Here is an 18,907-nt window from a genome sequence, read left to right as displayed (position 1 = left end):
GGAGCGTCAGACGTCCACGCCGTGCGAGCGGAGGTAGGCGAGGGGGTCCATGTCCGAGCCGTACTCCGGGGACGTACGCGCCTCGAAGTGCAGGTGTGCTCCGGTGACGTTGCCGGTGGCCCCGGAGAGGCCTATCTGCTGGCCCGGGGTGACGGTCTGGCCGACGGAGACGGAGATGGACGACATGTGGCCGTACTGGGTGTAGGTGCCGTCGTTCATCTTGATCACGACCTGGTTGCCGTACGAGCCCTCGAAGCCGGCCTCTACGACGGTGCCGGCGCCCACGGCGTGGACGGTGGTGCCGCTGGCTGCGTGGAAGTCGATGCCGGTGTGGCTGCCGGAGGACCAGACGGAGCCGCCGGCCTTGTAGCCGGTGGAGACGTACGAGTCGCTGATCGGCGCGACGAAGGAGTTGAGGAGACGCTTGCGCTCGGCCTCGCGGGCGGCGCGCTCCTTGGCCTCGCGTTCCGCCTTGGCCTTCGCCTCCGCCCGGGCCTTCTCCTCGGCGGCCCGCTTCTTCGCGGCCTCCTCGGCCTTCTTGCGGGCCTCGGCCTCGTCGGCGGCCTGCTGCTGGGCGACGGCCTGGGCGTCGATCTGGTCGGCGATCGAGTCGCCGACGGTGAGGGCCTGGGTCAGACCGGTCTGCTCGACGGAGCTTTCGGCGGCGAGCGCCGGGACGGTCAGGGTGCCGATGACGCCGGTGGTGGTCAGCGCGGCGACGCCCACGGTCCTCGTGGTCGTGCGCTTCACGCGGCTCGGACGACGGTGCTTCCCGGTGGCGCGGGTGAACGCCATGGAGTGGCTGGTCCTTTCCTTCCTTCTCGCCTACCGGGTTAGCTGACGGGTTCGGAGCAGGAAGGTCTCCTACGGGCCCCCTACGGGAGGGCGCCCGATTCACCCCAGGGACGATGGGTCCCCGGCTCCCCTGGCTCGCGCCGTACGGGGACTCGGCGATGACTGTCCGGTGCCGCGGGTGCGGCGCACTGCCTGACGAACAGCCGGACTGACGCTAAGCGGGACATCTTTCAAACAACAAACGCATCACGGGTTTTGTAGCGCATGCCACAGGGCAGACGGGCAGCCTTCCCATCAACTCCCAATCAATATGGACAAAGAGGGACCCTGAAGGCTCTTCAGCCTCCAGGGTCCCCAGGGTGTCCAGCGGCTCTACTCGGCCGCGACCACGCTCACTTCACCGATTCCGAGCGCCTTGACGGGCTCCTCGATCTCGGCGGCGTCCCCGACGAGGACGGTCACCAGACGGTCCACCGGGAAGGCGCTCACGGCGGCCGCGGTGGCCTCCACGGTGCCCGTCGCGGCGAGTTGCCGGTACAGCGTCGCCTGGAAGTCGTCCGGCAGGTGCTGCTCGACCTGATCGGCGAGCGTGCCGGCGACGGCGCCCGCGGTCTCGTACTTGAGGGGCGCCACGCCCACCAGGTTCTGCACGGCGACGTCGCGCTCGGCGTCCGTCAGGCCCTCGGCCGCGAGCGTGCGCAGCACCTTCCAGAGGTCGTCGAGCGCCGGGCCGGTGTTCGGCGTGTCGACGGATCCGCTGATGGCGAGCATCGCGGCGCCTGTGCCGTCCGGGGCGGAGCGCAGCACCTGGCCGAACGCACGCACACCGTAGGTGTAGCCCTTTTCCTCGCGCAGGACGCGGTCCAGGCGCGAGGTGAGGGTGCCGCCGAGGCAGTACGTGCCGAGCACCTGGGCGGGCCACACGCGGTCGTGCCGGTCGGCACCGACACGGCCGATCAGCAGCTGTGTCTGGACGGCCCCGGGACGGTCGACGATGATCACGCGGCCGGTGTCGTCGGCGGTCACCGGCGGCACGGGACGGGCCTCGGCCGGCGAACCGGTCCAGGCACCGAGCGTGTCGCCGAGCAGCGCGTCGAGGTCGACACCGGTCAGGTCGCCGACGACGACCGCGGTGGCCGTGGCGGGGCGTACGTGCTTCTCGTAGAAGGCGCGTACGGCAGCCGAGTCGATGCTCGCAACCGTCTCCTCGGTGCCCTGGCGCGGGCGCGACATGCGCGAGGTCGCGGGGAAGAGCTCCTTGGAGAGCTCCTTGGCGGCGCGGCGGGCCGGGTTGGCGGTCTCGTGCGGGATCTCGTCGAGCCGGTTGCGGACCAGCCGTTCGACCTCGCTGTCCGCGAAAGCGGGCGCCCTCAGGGCATCGGCGAGCAGGCCGAGCCCCTTGGAGAGCCTCGACACCGGAACTTCGAGGCTCAGCCGTACGCCCGGGTGGTCGGCGTGCGCGTCCAGCGTGGCGCCGCAGCGCTCCAGCTCGGCGGCGAACTCCTCGGCGGAGTGCTTGTCGGTGCCTTCGGAGAAGGCGCGCGCCATGATCGTGGCGACACCGTCGAGGCCCTGCGGCTCGGCCTCCAGCGGTGCGTTCAGGAGGACTTCCACGGCTACGACCTGCTGGCCGGGGCGGTGGCAGCGCAGCAGCGTCAGGCCGTTGGCGAGCAGGCCGCGCTCGGGCGCCGGGAACGCCCAGGGCTTGGCCTCGCCGGCCGAAGGCTGGGGGTGGAAATCCATGGTCACGGTGGCCTCGGTCACTGGGCGGTCTCCTCGTCGGTGGCGGACTCCTCATCGGGGGCGATCGGCTCGTACACGAGCACCGCGCGGTTGTCGGGGCGCAGACGGGTCTTGGCGACCTCCTGGACCTCCTCGGCCGTGACGTCGAGCACACGCTGTACGGCGGTCAGGGCGAGCTGCGGGTCGCCGAACAGCACGGCGTACCGGCACAGTTCGTCGGCGCGGCCCGCGACCGTGCCGAGCCGGTCCAGCCACTCGCGCTCCAACTGGGCCTGGGCGCGCTCCATCTCCTCGGCCGTGGGGCCCTCCTCGGCGAACCGGGCGAGCTCCTCGTCGACGGCCGCCTCGATGACGGGTACTTCGACATCGCCGGAGGTCTTCACATCGAGCCAGCCCAGGGAGGGCGCTCCGGCGAGGCGCAGCAGACCGAATCCGGCCGCCACAGCCGTACGGTCGCGGCGTACGAGCCGGTTGTAGAGGCGGGACGACTCGCCGCCGCCGAGGACGGTCAGGGCCAGGTCGGCCGCGTCGCACGCGCGCGTGCCGTCCTCCGGGAGCCGGTAGGCGGCCATCAGCGCGCGCGCCGGGACCTCCTCCTCGACGACCTCGCGCAGCTGCTCGCCGATGATCTCCGGCAGGGAGCCGTCACGCGGGGCGGGCTTGCCGTCGTGCCCCGGGATGGAGCCGAAGTACTTCTCGACCCAGGCGAGCGTCGCCTCCGGGTCGATGTCGCCGACGATCGACAGGACGGCGTTGTTGGGCGCGTAGTAGGTGCGGAAGAACGCGCGTGCGTCCTCCAGGGTCGCCGCGTCCAGGTCGGCCATCGACCCGATCGGGGTGTGGTGGTACGGGTGGCCCTCCGGATACGCGAGGCCGGTCAGCTTCTCGAAAGCGGTGCCGTAGGGGACGTTGTCGTAGCGCTGGCGGCGCTCGTTCTTGACGACGTCCCGCTGGTTCTCCATCGACTCGTCGTCGAGCGCGGCAAGCAGCGAGCCCATGCGGTCGGCCTCCAGCCAGAGAGCGAGCTCCAGCTGGTGGGCGGGCATGGTCTCGAAGTAGTTGGTGCGCTCGAAACTGGTCGTGCCGTTGAGCGAACCGCCCGCGCCCTGCACCAGCTCGAAGTGGCCGTTGCCCTTCACCTGGGCGGAGCCCTGGAACATCAGGTGCTCAAAGAGGTGGGCGAGTCCGGTAAGGCCCTTGACCTCATGGCGCGAGCCGACGTCGTACCAGAGGCACACCGCCGCGACCGGGGTCAGATGATCTTCGGAGAGCACCACGCGCAGGCCGTTGGCAAGGCGGTGCTCGGTCGCTGTCAGCCCGCCGGAGCCGGCCTCGACGGTGGCCGTGTGACCCATGGGCATGTACGTCCCTTCGATCGCGGAAAACTGCTGAATTCCTGCTAGTCATGCCACTGTATGCAAGCGCGCCGACAGCTGGCGAAGTTCCCGGAACGGCTACGCCGAGAGCGAGCGCGCCCGTGCCCGGCGGACCCCTGAGAACGGGGCGTGGTCCGCGTTGTCAGTGGGGCGGTCCACAATGGAGCTCGTCAGATCCCGTTCATGCCCCGGCAGACACTGTGAAGGAGTCGCAGCAGCGATGGCCCGCCGCAGCACGAAGACCCCGCGACCCGATGACGATGCTGACTTCGAGGAGCGCATCCTCGACATCGACGTCGTCGACGAGATGCAGGGCTCCTTCCTCGAGTACGCGTACTCGGTGATCTACTCCAGGGCCCTGCCGGACGCCCGCGACGGCCTCAAGCCCGTGCACCGCCGCATCGTCTACCAGATGAACGAGATGGGGCTGCGCCCCGACCGCGGCTATGTGAAGTGCGCCCGCGTCGTCGGCGAGGTCATGGGTAAGTTGCACCCCCACGGCGACGCGTCGATCTACGACGCCCTGGTGCGCCTGGCCCAGCCCTTCTCCATGCGCCTGCCCCTGGTCGACGGCCACGGCAACTTCGGCTCGCTGGGCAACGACGACCCGCCGGCCGCCATGCGGTACACCGAGTGCCGGATGGCCGACGCGACGTCCCTCATGACGGAGTCGATCGACGAGAACACGGTCGACTTCGCGCCGAACTACGACGGCCAGGAGCAGGAGCCGGGCGTCCTTCCGGCCGCGTATCCGAACCTGCTGGTGAACGGCGCGTCGGGCATCGCCGTCGGCATGGCCACGAACATGCCGCCGCACAACCTCGGCGAGGTGATCGCCGCCGCCCGTCATCTGATCCGCTACCCGGGCGCCGATCTCGAGACGCTGATGAGGCACGTCCCGGGTCCCGACCTGCCCACCGGCGGCCGCATCGTCGGCCTCTCCGGGATCAGGGACGCGTACGAATCGGGCCGCGGCAGCTTCAAGATCCGCGCGACGGTCTCGGTGGAGAACGTGACGGCGCGCCGCAAGGGCATCGTGGTCACCGAGCTGCCCTTCACCGTGGGCCCGGAGAAGGTGATCGCCAAGATCAAGGATCTGGTCGGCGCCAAGAAGCTGCAGGGCATCGCCGACGTCAAGGACCTCACCGACCGCTCGCACGGCCTGCGCCTGGTCATCGAGATCAAGAACGGCTTCGTGCCGGAAGCCGTCCTGGAGCAGCTCTACAAGCTGACGCCGATGGAGGAGTCCTTCGGCATCAACAACGTCGCGCTGGTCGACGGCCAGCCCCTCACGCTGGGCCTCAAGGAGCTCCTGGAGGTCTACCTCGATCACCGCTTCGAGGTGGTGAGGCGGAGGTCCGAGTTCCGCCGTGGCAAGAAGCGCGACCGGCTGCACCTGGTCGAGGGCCTGCTGGTCGCCCTCATCGACATCGACGAGGTCATCCGCCTGATCCGCTCCAGCGACAACTCCGCGCAGGCCAAGGAGCGCCTGATCGAGCGCTTCTCGCTGAGCGAGGTCCAGACGCAGTACATCCTGGACACTCCCCTGCGCCGGCTCACCAGGTTCGACCGCATCGAGCTGGAGTCGGAGCGCGACCGGCTCAACCGCGAGATCGAGGAGCTGACCCGGATCCTGGAGTCGGACGCCGAGCTGCGCAAGCTGGTGTCGGGCGAACTGGCCGTGGTGGCCAAGAAGTTCGGCACCCCGCGGCGTACGGTGCTGCTGGAGTCCTCCGGTGCCTCCGCCACGGCCGTACCGCTGCAGGTGGCCGACGATCCGTGCCGGGTACTGCTGTCGTCGACGGGACTTCTCGCACGTACGGCGAACGGTGACCCCTTCGGGGAGAGTGACGGCAGGCGCGCCAAGCACGATCTGATCGTCTCGTCCGTCCCGGCGACGGCCCAGGGCGAGGTGGGCGCGGTCACCTCGGCCGGCCGGCTGCTGCGCATCAACGTCATCGACCTTCCGCAGCTGCCAGAGACGACCGCGGCGCCCAACCTCGCCGGAGGAGCCCCGATTTCGGAGTTCCTCACCCTGGAGGGCGACGAGGAAGTGGTCTGCCTGATGACGCTCGACGAGTCGTCGCCTGGTCTGGCGCTCGGCACGCAGCAGGGTGTCGTGAAGCGTGTGGTGCCCGACTACCCCTCGAACAAGGAGGAGTTGGAGGTCATCACGCTCAAGGACGGCGACCGGATCGTCGGCGCGGCCGAGCTGCGCACGGGCGACGAGGACCTCGTCTTCATCACCGACGACGCCCAGTTGCTGCGCTACCAGGCCTCGCAGGTCCGCCCGCAGGGCCGGCCCGCGGGTGGCGTGGCGGGCATCAAGCTCACCGAAGGGGCCAAGGTGATCTCCTTCACCGCCGTCGACCCGGCCGCGGACGCGGTGGTCTTCACGGTGGCGGGCTCGCGCGGCACGCTCGACGACTCGGTCCAGACGACGGCCAAGCTGACGCCGTTCGACCAGTACCCGCGCAAGGGCCGCGCCACGGGCGGTGTGCGCTGCCAGCGGTTCCTGAAGGGCGAGGACTGCCTCAGCCTGGCCTGGGCCGGTCCCGCTCCGGCCCGGGCCGCGCAGAAGAACGGCACACCGGCCGACCTGCCGGAGATGGACCCGCGCCGCGACGGCTCGGGCGTCTCGCTGCCGAAGACGGTGTCGGTGGTGGCCGGACCGGTGTGATCAGGCCTCGGGGCCCGGTTCCACGGGCTCCGGGCTCTGCTCCCGTAGGTCGGGGTCCTGTGCCTCCGGGTCCTGTACGTAGCGGAGGACGCCCCACATGCTGTGCTCGTCGGCGTGCGGGGCGCCGTCCTTGCACGCCTCCAACTCCTTGCCGAGACCAGAGTTGTCGATGCCGGAGCCGATGAGGACGAGCTGGGTGAGGCGCTCGTCGCCGGGCGCCCAGGGCTCCGGGTAGAACCGCAGGAAACGGCCCACGGCATGCACGGCGTACCGGTTGCGGCTGTCGGCGGCGCCGAAATCGACGTACCCCTTGATGCGGTACAGGCCCTCGGGCCTGCTGTCGAGAAAGTCCATCAACCGGCGCGGGCTGAGAGGCACTTCAGAAGTGAAGTCGAGGGATTCGTAAGCGGAGTGCAGGTGTCCGGCGTGCCGGTTGCCGTGCTCATGAAGGTCGTCGAAGGACAGCTGCCCGATCCGCTCCCTGGACGGCTTGCAGTCGAAAAGGAGCTCCGGGTCGATCCGCCCGTACGTGGCAGGGACGACGGCGGCGCGGTCGGTGAGCGTCCGGACGAGACGGAGCACACGCTCGGGGTCCTCGGCCCGGTCCGCCTTGTTGACGACGACGAGATCGGCGATGGCGAGGTGCCGGTCGATCTCGGGATGCTTCTGCCTCGTGTCGTCGAACTCGGCGGCGTCGACGACCTCCACGAGCCCGCCGTAGACGACACGTGGGTTCTCGCTGGCAAGAAGCATCCGCACGAGTTCCTGCGGCTCGGCGAGACCGCTCGCCTCGATGACGATGACGTCGATGCCGACGGAGGGCTGGGCGAGCCGTTCCAGGTAGACGTCCAGTTCGCCGGCGTCGACGGCACAGCACAGACATCCGTTCCCGAGGGAGACGGTGGAGTCGCCCAGCGCGCCGGCCACCGCCATCGCGTCGATCTCGATCGCCCCGAAGTCATTGACCACGGCCCCGATACGACTGCCTCCGCTGCTGTGCAGGAGGTGGTTGAGCAGGGTGGTCTTGCCGGACCCGAGGAAGCCTGCGAGGACGACGACCGGGATCTGCTGGGGGCTCGCAGGACTCAACGCGCGACCTCTCTCACACCGATGCGTGCACCGGCTCATGGACCGGCTCTCGTTACGAGGACTGAATGCCGACTCAGGATACGAGCCGGTGGAAACCCCGCGAAGTGAACGATTGTTAGCGGCGTTCAGGGGGCACACGTTGGGCATGGCGCCAGGAAGTGCGACCCGCGCTTCCATCTGTGCGCCCTCCTCGCCGCCTCCCAGCCGATCAGAGCCGCTCGGCACCCTGGAAGGCGGCAAGCGCGCCCGCCCACCGCTCGCCGGTCCGTTCCCTGTCGACCCGCACCCGACGACCGGCGTGACGGCCGCCTGATTCGGGGGTTGACATGGTCACACAGAGTGTGTTGAAGGGGCGGCTTTCCGCTGCCCGGGCGAGGCTCGCGTCCGCGGCCGGCTCCGTCGCAGAGGCGGGGGCGCGGCACCGCAGGCGCGCCGCACTCACCGAACAGCACCGCCTCCATTTCGACCTGCTCTGCAAGGCCATGGACGATCCTGCCCTCGCCGAGGTCCTCAACACGTACGAGGTTGACATCGCCCCTGAGAAACAGCGGCAGTACCTCTTCGCGAACGCTCTCTACACCAACGCTCTGTACTTTCACCGCATCGGCGCCCTGACCCGCCGAGAGCTGTACGGACACTTCCGCGTCATGTGCCAGAACAAGGTCTTCCAGGAGTACTGGGCCGCTACCCAACACCACCGGGAGAGTCTGCCCGACTCGTCGGAGGAGGCCGAGCTGGGCCAGATGATGGACAGCCTGATCCAGGAGCAGGCTGACACCGACACCGACGAGTGGTGGGTTGTGGGAGAGCCGCCCGACGAGTCTCTGTAACTCCCCACACCATCGTCGCCCTCGCGCTCCATGACCCCGATGCCCGCTATCACCCCGACACCAGTAACCGTCAAGGCATGAGGCCAAAGTTCACTCGACCACATCGCGTTTCTTTACACATCAGGGGCACCGACAAGGTTAAATGTTCTCGGCTCACTCTGTGGGCACTCCGACGGCCACCCGCACGCTCGGAGACACCTCGCCTCCGACGAAAACCTCGGCTCGGAGACCGTCATGCTCCGACCACCCCCTTCAGCTCGTCGGAGGCCACCAATCTGTAGTCATAAGGCTGGTATTTCTCCGTGAAAATCGTGCGACGTGTCGGAGCCTCACCACGCGAGCGCGGCAGCGCCACTGGTCAGACATGCCCCGACATCTTCGAGCTCAGCGATGGCAGCTTCGCTGTCATCGGGCGAGAGGCCACCACGGAACTCGACCCCGAGCTCCCGCCCGACGCCGCACGAGCAGACTACGAGCGGATCGTGATCATTACGCGCGAGACTCTGTTGCGCGCGAAGGAGGACATTCCCGATGCTTGAGACCGGGATTCCTCGGTGACTTCGCCTCGGGCGCCGGAGAAGCGACAGAGGAGCTCAAGAGCAAGCTCCGCCTCGACATTCCGCCCACAGGGTTGAGACGCTTCGGGCCCCGGCATCGAACACGATGCCGGGGCCTTCGTGTGTCCACAGCCGGTCCCGCCCGATTTGCTTCACCGGACGCGGGATGCGAACGGCAGTCGGCGGACCGCTGCGGAACGAAGCGCCCTGGGCGACTACTTCGGTTCCATCAGTGCGATTTTCTCAGGCCTGGCTTTGCTCCCTTTCTCTGGCCGCGGTGTGGACCACCTCCCACGACGAGCCGGAGTCGGCAGTGCGGCAACATCTCTTCGCCAACCTGGTCTTCAGCCACTTCGTATTGGCCCGTAGTTGGGGAACGTTCTCTGATGCAGATCTGCTGGCCCACGCCCAAGGCCTGCTTCACAACCCCGTGTTCCACCGCTACTGGGACGCCACCCGCCCCCCTCCAGGCCATGACTAGATCGCTGCCGGCACCGCCACCGGCGGAACCGGCCCCACATACCGAGCCACCGGACGGATGATCTTCGAGTCCTCCGCCTGTTCCAGGATGTTGGCGCTCCAGCCGACGACGCGGGCTGTGGCGAAGGTGGGGGTGAACATCTCGCGGGGGAGGCCGCACAGCTCCATGACGACGCCCGCGTAGAACTCGACGTTGGTGTGGAGATCCCGGCCGGGCTTGAGCTCGGCGAGGATCGCCTCCACGTGGCGCTCGACCTCGACGGCGAAGTCGACGAGAGGGCCGCCGGACCGCTGGGCGATGCCGCGGAGCATGCGGGAGCGGGGATCCTCGGTGCGGTAGACGGCATGGCCGAAGCCCATGATGCGGTCGCCCGCGTGGACCCGCTCGCGGACCCAGGAATCGATGCGGTCGGGCGTCCCGATCGCATCGAGGGTGTCCAGGGCCCGGCTCGGGGCGCCGCCGTGCAGCGGCCCGGAAAGGGCTCCCACCGCACCCACGAGGCAGGCCGCCACATCCGCTCCCGTCGAGGCGATCACCCGGGCGGTGAATGTTGACGCGTTGAATCCATGGTCAATGGTTGAGATCAAGTACTGCTCGATCGCCCGGGCACGCTCCGGCTCCGGTTCCGAACCCGTCAACATGTAGAGGTAGTTGGCGGCGTGAGGCAGGTCGTCCCTCGGCTCGACCGGGTCGAGGCCGCGGCCCAACCGGTGGAGCGCCGTCAGCAACGTCGGCACGGCCGCCGCCGCGGTCAGCGTGTCCGCGCGACGCTGGTCAGCGTCAATGTCGTACACCGGCCGGAACCCTCGCGCCGCGCCGAGCAGCGACAAGGCGGTCCGCATCCCGGCGAGCGGCCCGGAACGCCCACTCGCCGCCGCGATGGCAGGCAGCGCGGCCGACACCTCGTCGGGCAGCCGCCGCAGCGAAGCGGTCCGTGCCAAGAAGGCGGAACGCTGTGCCGCGTCCGGCAGTTCACCATGGACCAGCAGATGCCACACGTCCTCGAATCCACGGGTCTGCGCGAGCTCGACGGCCGAGTACTGGCGATAGTGATAGAACCCCTCGAGCCCCCGGACATCGCCCAGCGCGGTGTCGGTGACGACGACGCCGGTGAGTCCTCGCGGTACGTCGGCAGAGGCGGTCTCGGCACGGTTGATCGGCATGTTTCCTCCCTGAAATCGATTCGACTGTCCATGCTTGACTCATCCTCTGTCAATATTGATTGAATCAATCTTCAGCTGCACAGATCCATACAGATACGGTGACGCCATGAGGGATCAAGGGCCTGCCCCCGCGCATGAGGGCCGGCGGATCAGCACCAAGGAGACCGCCGAGCTGCTCGGCGTGAAGCCCGAGACGGTGTACGCGTACGTGAGCCGCGGTCAGCTCAGCAGCCGACGTGAGCCCGGAAGCCGCGGCAGCACCTTCGACGCCAAGGAGGTGGAGGCGCTCGCACGACGCAACAGGCGGGAGGCGAGCGAGAGTTCACCGGGCGCGGGCAGGCTCTCCGTCCGCACCCGCATCACCCTGATCGACAAGGACCGCTACTACTTCCGCGGTGTCGACGCGACCGAACTGGCCGCGCGCCACTCCTACGAAGAGGTCGCCGAGTGGCTGTGGACGGGCGTGCTGCGCCCCGGCACGACCTTCACCGCCCCGGAGGCGTCCGTCACCGTCGCGCGCCGAGCCGTCGACGCACTGCCCGAGCACACGGGCCCGACCGACCGGCTCCGCGTCGCGGCCATCGCCGCGGCGGCCGCGGACCCGCTGCGCTTCGACCTCTCCGAGGAGGCGGTGCTCGGCACGGCGCGCACCCTCATCCCCACGCTCGTGGCCGCGCTGCCACCCCTGCGGCGCGACCATCGGGACCGCGGCCCGTTGGCGCACCGCCTGTGGGCGCGGCTCAGCGGCCGAAAGGCCGACGACGCGTCACTGCGCGCCCTGGACATGGCACTTGCCCTTCTCCTGGACCACGACCTGGCCGCCTCGACCCTCGCCGTCCGGGTCGCCGCGTCGGCCCGCGCACACACGTACGCCGCCGTGTCCGCGGGGCTCGGCGTCCTGGAAGGCCCGCTGCACGGAGCTGCCAGCGGGTTCGCGCACCGGCTGATCCTCGACGTACTGGACCGGGGCACCGCGGCCCCCGTGGTCGCGGACGAACTGCGCGCCGGGCGCCGCGTCCCGGGGCTCGGCCACTACATCTACCCGGGCGAGGACCCACGCGCGCGTGCACTGTTCGCGCTCTTGGAGGAGGTCCCCGGGGCCGCGCCCGGCCTGGCGGCGGCCCACGACATCGTGGCCACGACCGCCCGCCACGCCCCGCTGCACGCCAATGTCGACCTGGCCCTCGCCGTCCTCACGGTCGCGTCGGGCATGGAGGCGTCGGCGGGCGAGACGATCTTCGCCGTGGCTCGCACGGGGGGCTGGATCGCCCACGTCCTGGAAGAGTACGAGGCGATCCCGATGCGCATGCGCCCGAGCGGGACGTACGTAGGGCCCCGGCCACCTCAGCCACTACCGGAACTCTGACCTCGATGGCCCCGCATGCCACCCTGGTCAACTCAGGTTAGGCTTACCTCCGTGAGTACGTCGTGCACGAAGGCCTCCCGGGACCTGGACGAGCCCCTCGCGGGGACCGCCGCCACCGCGAGGACCTGGCTGCTCCTGGAACAGCCCGGCCCCTGGGGTGCCAAAGCGCTGACCTCGAGCCATCTGGACCCGGCGCTCGGCCACGCCCTCGAGAAGGCCACCGAGGGCACCGGCGTACGCATTGCACTGATCCGCCGCCCGGGACGGCACGCCGACTGCCACACGGTCGCCGAGCGACAGGTGTACGCGGCCCACACCGCTCCCGGAAACATATGGCTGCACAGCGCCACCACGTCAGACCCCGAGGAACTGCTCAATCTTGACTTCGCCGGCCTGGGCGGAGGCGCATCCGGCACCTTCGACTCGGTTCTCGGCGGCCGCCCGCACACCGGCGACCCGCTCGCCCTCGTCTGCACCAACGGCAAGCGTGACCGCTGTTGCGCCCTCCTCGGCCGCCCCCTCGCGGCCGAACTGGCCGCCTCCGGAGTGGACGGCGCGTGGGAGGTGACCCACCTGGGCGGCCACCGCTTCTCGCCCACCCTGCTCGTGCTGCCGTTCGGCTACGCGTACGGACGCGCCGAGGCCCATGCCGTCAAGGGGATCCTCCAGGGCGTACGGGAGGGTCGTGTGGTCACCGAAGGGTGCCGCGGAAGCTCCGCCTGGGAACGTCCCGGACAGGCGGCCGAGCTGGCGGTACGCACGACGGCGGGCGAGGAGGCGGCGGACACACTGACCGTCGTCCGCACGGACGGCGCGGCGCCGCGCTGGGAGGTGACCGTCGCCCACACCGACGGCCGCGTCTGGCGTGTCACGGTCGCCCAGGGCGCCTCGGTTCCGTCCCGCCCGGAAAGCTGCGGCTCGGCCCTCGGTTCCCCGGCCCGGATGGACATACTGGCGGTACGCGAACTCTCCCGTACGGCCGTGGCGAGCCTCGTACCCCACTGATCACGCCTCTATATCAAGGGATCCACTACAAGAGATCCACGCCACACCCCCTACGGCACCGCGCGCCCGCCCCCGTACCGTCGTAGGCATGAGTCCCACTCCCCCTGCCCGACGACGCCGTCTAGGCATGCCGAAGCGGATGTTCTCGCAGGTGCTGCTGATGCAGGTGGCGATCGCCGCCGGAGTCGCCGTGCTCGCGACCGGGCTGTTCCTCGCTCCGCTCAGCGACCAGCTGGACGACCAGGCGATGCGCCGGGCCCTCGCGATCGCGCAGACCACCGCCGCGCAGCCGCAGCTCGCCGAGGAGCTGACGTCGACGCGTCCCTCGGTCGGCGGGCCCGTACAGGCCGAGGCGGAACGGATCCGGAAGGCCAGCGGGGCCGAGTACGTCGTGGTGATGAACATGGACGGCGTGCGCTGGTCGCACACCGATCCCGCCCGGATCGGCGGGAAGGTCTCGACCGACCCCGGACAGGCCCTGGCCGGCCGGGACGTCATGGAGATCGACAGTGGCACGCTGGGCCGCTCGGCCCGCGGCAAGGTGCCCTTGCGCGACAGCGACGGCGACATCGTCGGCGCGGTCTCCGTCGGCATCGAGTACGACAGCGTGCGCGCCCGCCTCCTCAACGCGATCCCCGGCCTCTTCGCGTACGCGGGCGGGGCCATGGCCGTCGGCGCGCTGGCCGCGTACCTGATCTCCAGGCGGGTCCAGCGGCAGACCCGCGACCTGGCCTTCTCGGACATCGCCGCACTCCTCGCGGAACGTGAGGCGATGCTGCACGGCATCAGGGAGGGCGTCGTCGCGCTGGACCGCGGGGGCAGGATCCGGCTCCTCAACGACGAGGCCCAGCGTCTGCTGGGCCTCGGCGACGAGGTGGTCGGACAGCCGCTCGACGAGGCGCTCGGCGAGGGACGTACGACCGATGTGCTGGCCGGACGCGTCACCGGCACCGATCTGCTCACCGTCCGCGGTCAGCGCGTCCTGGTCGCCAACCGCATGCCCACCGACGACGGCGGCGCCGTCGCCACGCTGCGCGACCGCACCGAACTGGAGCAGCTCGGCCGCGAACTCGATTCCACCCGCGGCCTGATCGACGCCCTGCGCGCCCAGGACCACGAGCACGCCAACCGTATGCACACGCTCCTGGGCCTGCTGGAACTGGAGATGTACGACGACGCCGTGGAGTTCGTCGGCGAGGTGGTCGGCGACCACAGGGCCACCGCGGAACAGGTCACCGAGAAGATCCAGGACCCGCTGCTCGCCGCCCTGCTGGTCGGCAAGGCCACCGTCGCGGCGGAGCGCGGAGTGGCCCTGTGGATCTCGGACAGCACGCTGTTCCCCGACCGGCTGATCGACCCGCGGGGACTGGTCACGATCGTCGGCAACCTCGTCGACAACGCCCTCGACGCCGTCGCCGGCAAGCACCACGCGCGCGTGGAGGTCGAATTGCGCGCAGAGGGACATACGGCGGTACTCAGGGTGTGGGACACCGGGCCCGGAGTCCCCGCCGAACAGCGTGAGTTGATCTTCACGGACGGGTGGTCCACCAAGAAGCCCCCGGCGCACGGAAAGCGCGGGATCGGCCTCTCCCTGGTGCGACGGCTCGCCGAGCGGCAGGGCGGCAGCGCGCGGGTCGCGGAGGCGGACGGCGGGGGCGCGGAGTTCACCGTCGTACTGCCGGAGACACTGGCGGAGCCGGGACTCGCGCCGGAACCCGGGCTCACACGAGAGCCACGTCTCGTGCCCGACTCCGGCCCGTCCCAGGAAGCCGCCGTGGCAGGCACCACGACCACCAAGGAGGAGCCGAGATGATCGAGGTACTGGTCGTGGACGACGACACCCGGGTCGCTCGGGTCAACGCCGCCTACGTGCAGAAGGTCGCGGGCTTCCATGTCGCGGGCGAGGCGCACTCCGCGGCGGAGGCGCTGCGGCAGCTGGAGACGCTGCCGCACCTGGATCTAGTGCTCCTCGACCACTATCTGCCCGACGAGACGGGTCTCGCGGTCGTCCAGGAGATGCGGCGCCGCGGTCACCAGACAGACGTGATCATGGTGACCGCGGCCCGTGACGTCTCCACAGTGCAGGCCGCGATGCGGCACGGCGCGCTCCAGTACCTGGTCAAGCCGTTCGCCTTTGCCGGACTGCGCGCCAAGCTGGAGGCGTACGCGGCGCTGCGGCGGACCCTCGACGTCGGCGGCGAGGCCGAACAGGCCGAGGTCGACCGGATCTTCGGCGCCCTCTCGGCGGGCTCGGAGCCGGATCTGCCCAAGGGGCACTCCCCCACCACCGCGGAGGCCGTACGCCGGGCACTGGTGAGCGCCGAAGGCCCCCTGTCGGCCCAGGAGGTCGCGGACCGGACGGGTCTGAGCCGGCAGACCGCCCAGCGCTATCTGAAGCTCCTGGAGCGCACCGGGAGGGCGACGCTGAGCCTCAAATATGGCGACGCGGGCCGCCCTGAGCACCGTTACGTCTGGGCGACCCGCGTCTGAGGGCACGGTCGAAGTACGGGGAATGCAACCGCGCCCCACCTCAGCACGGCTGTCAGGGGAGGCCAGCCGTGCGAGGGAGCTCAGCCCGCGGCCTTCTTCACGAACTCCGTGTCTGCACTCACGTCTTGTGACCGTAGATGCGCCACGTGCCGCAACAGCAGTCTTGTGAGCGCAAGGCCTTCTTCTGCTTGCAAAAGAGTGTTGTGCTCGTTTTGCTCGCGCTACAACACTGGAGCCGGAGCACGGGCTCAACGCAGGCCCGGGCTCGGGAAGAGAGGCCCGATGATTGACGTCCTGGTCGTGGACGACGACTTCCGTGTCGCCGAGATCAACGCCAAGTACGTGGGAAAAGTGCCCGGCTTCCGGGTCACCGCCCGTGCTCACACCGCGGCTCAGGCCCTGGCCGCCGTGGCTCGCGAACCCATCGACCTGGTGCTGCTCGACCACTATCTGCCCGACCAGACGGGTCTCGAACTCGTCCGGCGGATGCGGGAACTCGGCCACGCGAGCGACGTCATCATGATCACGGCGGCCGGCGACGTGGAGACCGTGCGGGCCGCGATGCGCCTCGGCGCCCTGCACTATCTGGTCAAGCCGTTCACCTTCGCCGCGCTGCGCACCCGCCTCGACTCCTACGCCGCCCTGCACCGCACCGTCGAGCGGGTCGAGGGCCAGGGCGTGGCGGGCCAGGAGCAGGTCGACCGGATCTTCGGCGCCCTGCGTACGACGCCCACCGCCTCCTCACCGGGCCTGCCCAGCGGCCAGTCGGAACCCACCACGGACCTGATCTGCGACGTCCTGCACCAGGCCGACCATCCGCTGTCGGCCCACGAGGTCGCCGCCAGGACCGGCCTCAGCCGCTCCACCGCCCAGCGCTATCTCCGCCACCTGGAACAGGCCGGACGGCTGCGGCTCACCCTCAAGTACGGGGACACGGGACGGCCCGAGCATCGCTACGCGTGGGTGGCGCCCTGAGGCGCTTGGCCGCTTGGGGTGCGCCCCGAAGGAGGTCGCAGGCCTCTTAGGGGCGCGGGGCTGTATCAAATTTGCGGCTCCGCCGCGCGGGCGCGACCAGCCACAACGAACCCGCAGCTACGAACTCCCCTCCCAGCGGAGCGCCTACGCGTCGATGCGCGAGCGGTCCAGCGTCGCCGCCGAGTTGGAGATGAACTCCTTGCGCGGCGCCACCTCGTTGCCCATCAGCAGGTCGAACACCTGCTCAGAGGCTTCCAGGTCGGAGATGTTGATACGGCGCAGGGTGCGGTGGCGCGGGTCCATCGTGGTCTCGGCCAGCTGGTCGGCGTCCATCTCACCGAGGCCCTTGTAGCGCTGGATGGAGTCCTTGTACCGGATGCCCTTGCTCTGGAACTCCAGCAACTTGTCGCGCAGCTCACGGTCCGAGTACGTGTAGACGTACTTGTCCTGGCCCTTCTTCGGCTGAATCAGCTCGACGCGGTGCAGCGGCGGGACCGCGGCGAACACCCGGCCCGCCTCGACCATGGGCCGCATATAGCGCTGGAAGAGCGTGAGCAGCAGGATGCGGATGTGCGCGCCGTCGACATCGGCGTCGACGAGCAGGATGATCTTCCCGTAACGGGCCGCGTCGATGTCGAAGGTCCGGCCGGACCCGGCTCCTATGACCTGGATGATCGCTCCGCACTCGGCGTTCTTGAGCATGTCCGAGATGGACGCCTTCTGGACATTGAGGATCTTGCCGCGAATCGGCAGCAGCGCCTGGAACTCGGAGTTCCGGGCCAGCTTGGCGGTGCCCAGCGCGGAGTCTCCCTCGACGATGAACAGCTCGCTGCGCTCCACGTCGTCGCTACGGCAGTCGGCGAGCTTGGCGGGCAGCGACGAGGACTCCAGTGCCGTCTTCCGGCGCTGTGCGTCCTTGTGCTGGCGGGCCGCGATACGCGTACGGGCGGCGGCGACGGTCTTCTCCAGGACGGCGCGGGCCTGCGCGGCCGCGTCCCGCTTCGTGGAGGTCAGGAACGCCTTGAGCTCCTTGGAGACCACGTTCGTCACGATGCGACGGGCCGCCGAGGTGCCGAGCACCTCCTTGGTCTGTCCCTCGAACTGCGGCTCCGCGAGTCGCACCGTCACGACCGCGGTGAGTCCCTCCAGGGCGTCGTCCTTGACGATGTCGTCCTCGGCGACGCGCAGCAGCTTCTTCGTGCGCAGCACTTCGTTGACCGTCTTGGCGACGGCCTGCTCGAAGCCCGCGACATGTGTGCCGCCCTTGGGCGTGGCGATGATGTTCACGAACGACTTGAGCGTCGTGTCGTAGCCGGTGCCCCAGCGCATCGCGACGTCGACGCCGAGCTCACGGGTGACCTCGGTGGGCGTCATCTGGCCGTGGTCGTCCAGGACCGGGACCGTCTCCTTGAAGATGCCCTGGCCGGAGAAGCGGAGCACGTCGCAGACGGGCTTGTCGGCGGCCAGGTACTCGCAGAACTCGCTGATGCCTCCGTCGAAACGGAAGGACTCCTCGCCCTTGCTGCCATCCTCGCCGAGGCCGTACTCGTCGCGGACGACGATGGTCAGTCCCGGTACCAGGAAGGCGGTCTGGCGGGCGCGCTGGTGCAGCGTGTCCAGGGAGAGCTTGGCGTCCTTGAGGAAGATCTGACGGTCCGCCCAGTAGCGCACGCGAGTGCCGGTGCGGGTCTTGGGGATCTTCTTGAGCTTGCGCAGACCGGCCGACGCGTCGAAGGGCGCGTCCGGACCGGCCCCCTTGAAGGCACCCGGTGTGCCTCGCCGGAAGCTCACGGAGTGTGTGTGCCCATTGCGGTCCACCTCGACGTCCAGGCGGGCCGACAGGGCGTTCACCACGGAGGCACCCACACCGTGCAGGCCGCCGGAAGCCGCGTACGAGCCGCCTCCGAACTTGCCGCCGGCGTGCAGCTTGGTCATCACGACCTCGACACCGGAGAGGCCGGTCTTGGGCTCGACGTCGACGGGAATGCCACGGCCGTTGTCCCGCACCTCCACTGAGGCGTCGTCGTGCAGGATCACCTCGATGTGGTCGCAGTGCCCACCCAGGGCCTCGTCCACGGAGTTGTCGATGATCTCCCAGAGGCAGTGCAGCAGACCGCGGCTGTCGGTTGATCCGATGTACATGCCCGGGCGCTTCCGCACGGCCTCGAGCCCCTCGAGGACGAGCAGGTGCCGCGCGGTGTAGTTGGAACCGTCCCGGTCTGCTCCTGTCAGCAGCGCTGTGGACGGCACGGACGTCTCGGCGGTCACGCGGTTCGCTCCTCGCTGAATTTCAAGTGGGGCCCTTTAGGGTAAGGACCGGCTTCGGTCGCCGGTCCGAGGGTACCGAGGCCTGGTAG

The 18,907-nt window shown here is 69.5% G+C and carries 15 protein-coding genes and 1 riboswitch; of the genes, 9 read left to right on the top strand and 6 right to left on the bottom strand.

Features of this window, described 5'->3' with window-relative positions; all coding sequences use genetic code 11:
• Positions 1–6: 6 nt before the first annotated feature.
• The 3 genes from G5C60_RS06455 to G5C60_RS06445 form a co-directional block, all read right to left on the bottom strand.
• Complete coding sequence (locus tag G5C60_RS06455) at positions 7–795, bottom strand: M23 family metallopeptidase (protein ID WP_165255497.1); 789 nt, start codon at positions 793–795, stop codon at positions 7–9.
• Between the two features lie 13 nt (positions 796–808).
• Positions 809–963, bottom strand: a riboswitch (cyclic di-AMP (ydaO/yuaA leader).
• Positions 964–1,167: 204 nt separating this feature from the next.
• Positions 1,168–2,559, bottom strand: coding sequence for an insulinase family protein (locus tag G5C60_RS06450; RefSeq protein WP_165255495.1), 1,392 nt, complete (start codon positions 2,557–2,559; stop codon positions 1,168–1,170).
• On the bottom strand, positions 2,556–3,893 hold the full coding sequence (locus G5C60_RS06445; RefSeq protein ID WP_206439165.1) for a M16 family metallopeptidase: 1,338 nt from the start codon (positions 3,891–3,893) through the stop codon (positions 2,556–2,558). The genes G5C60_RS06450 and G5C60_RS06445 overlap by 4 nt, the downstream gene beginning before the upstream one ends.
• 241 nt (positions 3,894–4,134) lie before the next feature.
• Between G5C60_RS06445 and G5C60_RS06440 the strand changes: the two genes are divergently transcribed.
• Positions 4,135–6,594, top strand: coding sequence for a DNA gyrase/topoisomerase IV subunit A (locus G5C60_RS06440; protein WP_165255492.1), 2,460 nt, complete (start codon positions 4,135–4,137; stop codon positions 6,592–6,594).
• Here G5C60_RS06440 and G5C60_RS06435 read toward each other — a convergent pair whose 3' ends face one another.
• Positions 6,595–7,683, bottom strand: coding sequence for a CobW family GTP-binding protein (locus tag G5C60_RS06435; protein ID WP_241266551.1), 1,089 nt, complete (start codon positions 7,681–7,683; stop codon positions 6,595–6,597).
• Positions 7,684–8,009: 326 nt separating this feature from the next.
• Between G5C60_RS06435 and G5C60_RS06430 the strand changes: the two genes are divergently transcribed.
• The 3 genes from G5C60_RS06430 to G5C60_RS53980 all read left to right on the top strand — a co-directional run bounded on the left by G5C60_RS06430 (position 8,010) and on the right by G5C60_RS53980 (position 9,551).
• Positions 8,010–8,513, top strand: coding sequence for a DUF6082 family protein (locus tag G5C60_RS06430; RefSeq protein WP_165255487.1), 504 nt, complete (start codon positions 8,010–8,012; stop codon positions 8,511–8,513).
• A gap of 302 nt (positions 8,514–8,815) precedes the next feature.
• Positions 8,816–9,052, top strand: a complete 237-nt coding sequence (locus G5C60_RS06425; RefSeq protein ID WP_165255485.1) for a hypothetical protein — start codon at positions 8,816–8,818, stop codon at positions 9,050–9,052.
• A gap of 124 nt (positions 9,053–9,176) precedes the next feature.
• Positions 9,177–9,551, top strand: coding sequence for a DUF6082 family protein (locus G5C60_RS53980; protein ID WP_420907347.1), 375 nt, complete (start codon positions 9,177–9,179; stop codon positions 9,549–9,551).
• Here G5C60_RS53980 and G5C60_RS06420 read toward each other — a convergent pair.
• Positions 9,548–10,714: a citrate synthase/methylcitrate synthase gene (locus G5C60_RS06420; RefSeq protein ID WP_165255482.1), complete on the bottom strand. Its 1,167-nt coding sequence runs from the start codon at positions 10,712–10,714 to the stop codon at positions 9,548–9,550. The genes G5C60_RS53980 and G5C60_RS06420 overlap by 4 nt on opposite strands.
• Before the next feature lie 106 nt (positions 10,715–10,820).
• Between G5C60_RS06420 and G5C60_RS06415 the strand changes: the two genes are divergently transcribed.
• The 5 genes from G5C60_RS06415 to G5C60_RS06395 all read left to right on the top strand — a co-directional run bounded on the left by G5C60_RS06415 (position 10,821) and on the right by G5C60_RS06395 (position 16,550).
• Positions 10,821–12,080, top strand: a complete 1,260-nt coding sequence (locus G5C60_RS06415; RefSeq protein ID WP_165255480.1) for a citrate synthase — start codon at positions 10,821–10,823, stop codon at positions 12,078–12,080.
• A gap of 51 nt (positions 12,081–12,131) precedes the next feature.
• Positions 12,132–13,085: a sucrase ferredoxin gene (locus G5C60_RS06410; protein WP_338145717.1), complete on the top strand. Its 954-nt coding sequence runs from the start codon at positions 12,132–12,134 to the stop codon at positions 13,083–13,085.
• Positions 13,086–13,173: 88 nt separating this feature from the next.
• A complete protein-coding gene (locus tag G5C60_RS06405) occupies positions 13,174–14,898 on the top strand; it encodes an ATP-binding protein (RefSeq protein ID WP_165255476.1) in 1,725 nt (574 codons plus the stop codon).
• On the top strand, positions 14,895–15,575 hold the full coding sequence (locus tag G5C60_RS06400; RefSeq protein ID WP_165255474.1) for a response regulator: 681 nt from the start codon (positions 14,895–14,897) through the stop codon (positions 15,573–15,575). The genes G5C60_RS06405 and G5C60_RS06400 overlap by 4 nt, the downstream gene beginning before the upstream one ends.
• 282 nt (positions 15,576–15,857) lie before the next feature.
• The gene (locus G5C60_RS06395) at positions 15,858–16,550 is read left to right on the top strand and encodes a response regulator (protein ID WP_165255472.1); all 693 of its coding nucleotides are present in this window, start codon (positions 15,858–15,860) and stop codon (positions 16,548–16,550) included.
• A 144-nt stretch (positions 16,551–16,694) separates the two neighbouring features.
• On the opposite strand, the gene G5C60_RS06390 is transcribed toward G5C60_RS06395, so the two are convergent.
• Positions 16,695–18,818, bottom strand: a complete 2,124-nt coding sequence (locus tag G5C60_RS06390; RefSeq protein ID WP_165255469.1) for a DNA gyrase subunit B — start codon at positions 18,816–18,818, stop codon at positions 16,695–16,697.
• Positions 18,819–18,907: the final 89 nt, after the last annotated feature.

This window comes from Streptomyces scabichelini (assembly GCF_011045015.1).
GTDB lineage: Bacteria > Actinomycetota > Actinomycetes > Streptomycetales > Streptomycetaceae > Streptomyces > Streptomyces scabichelini.
The sequence above is the reverse complement of the archived record's forward strand: the minus strand, read 5'-3'. Positions and strand labels throughout refer to the sequence as shown.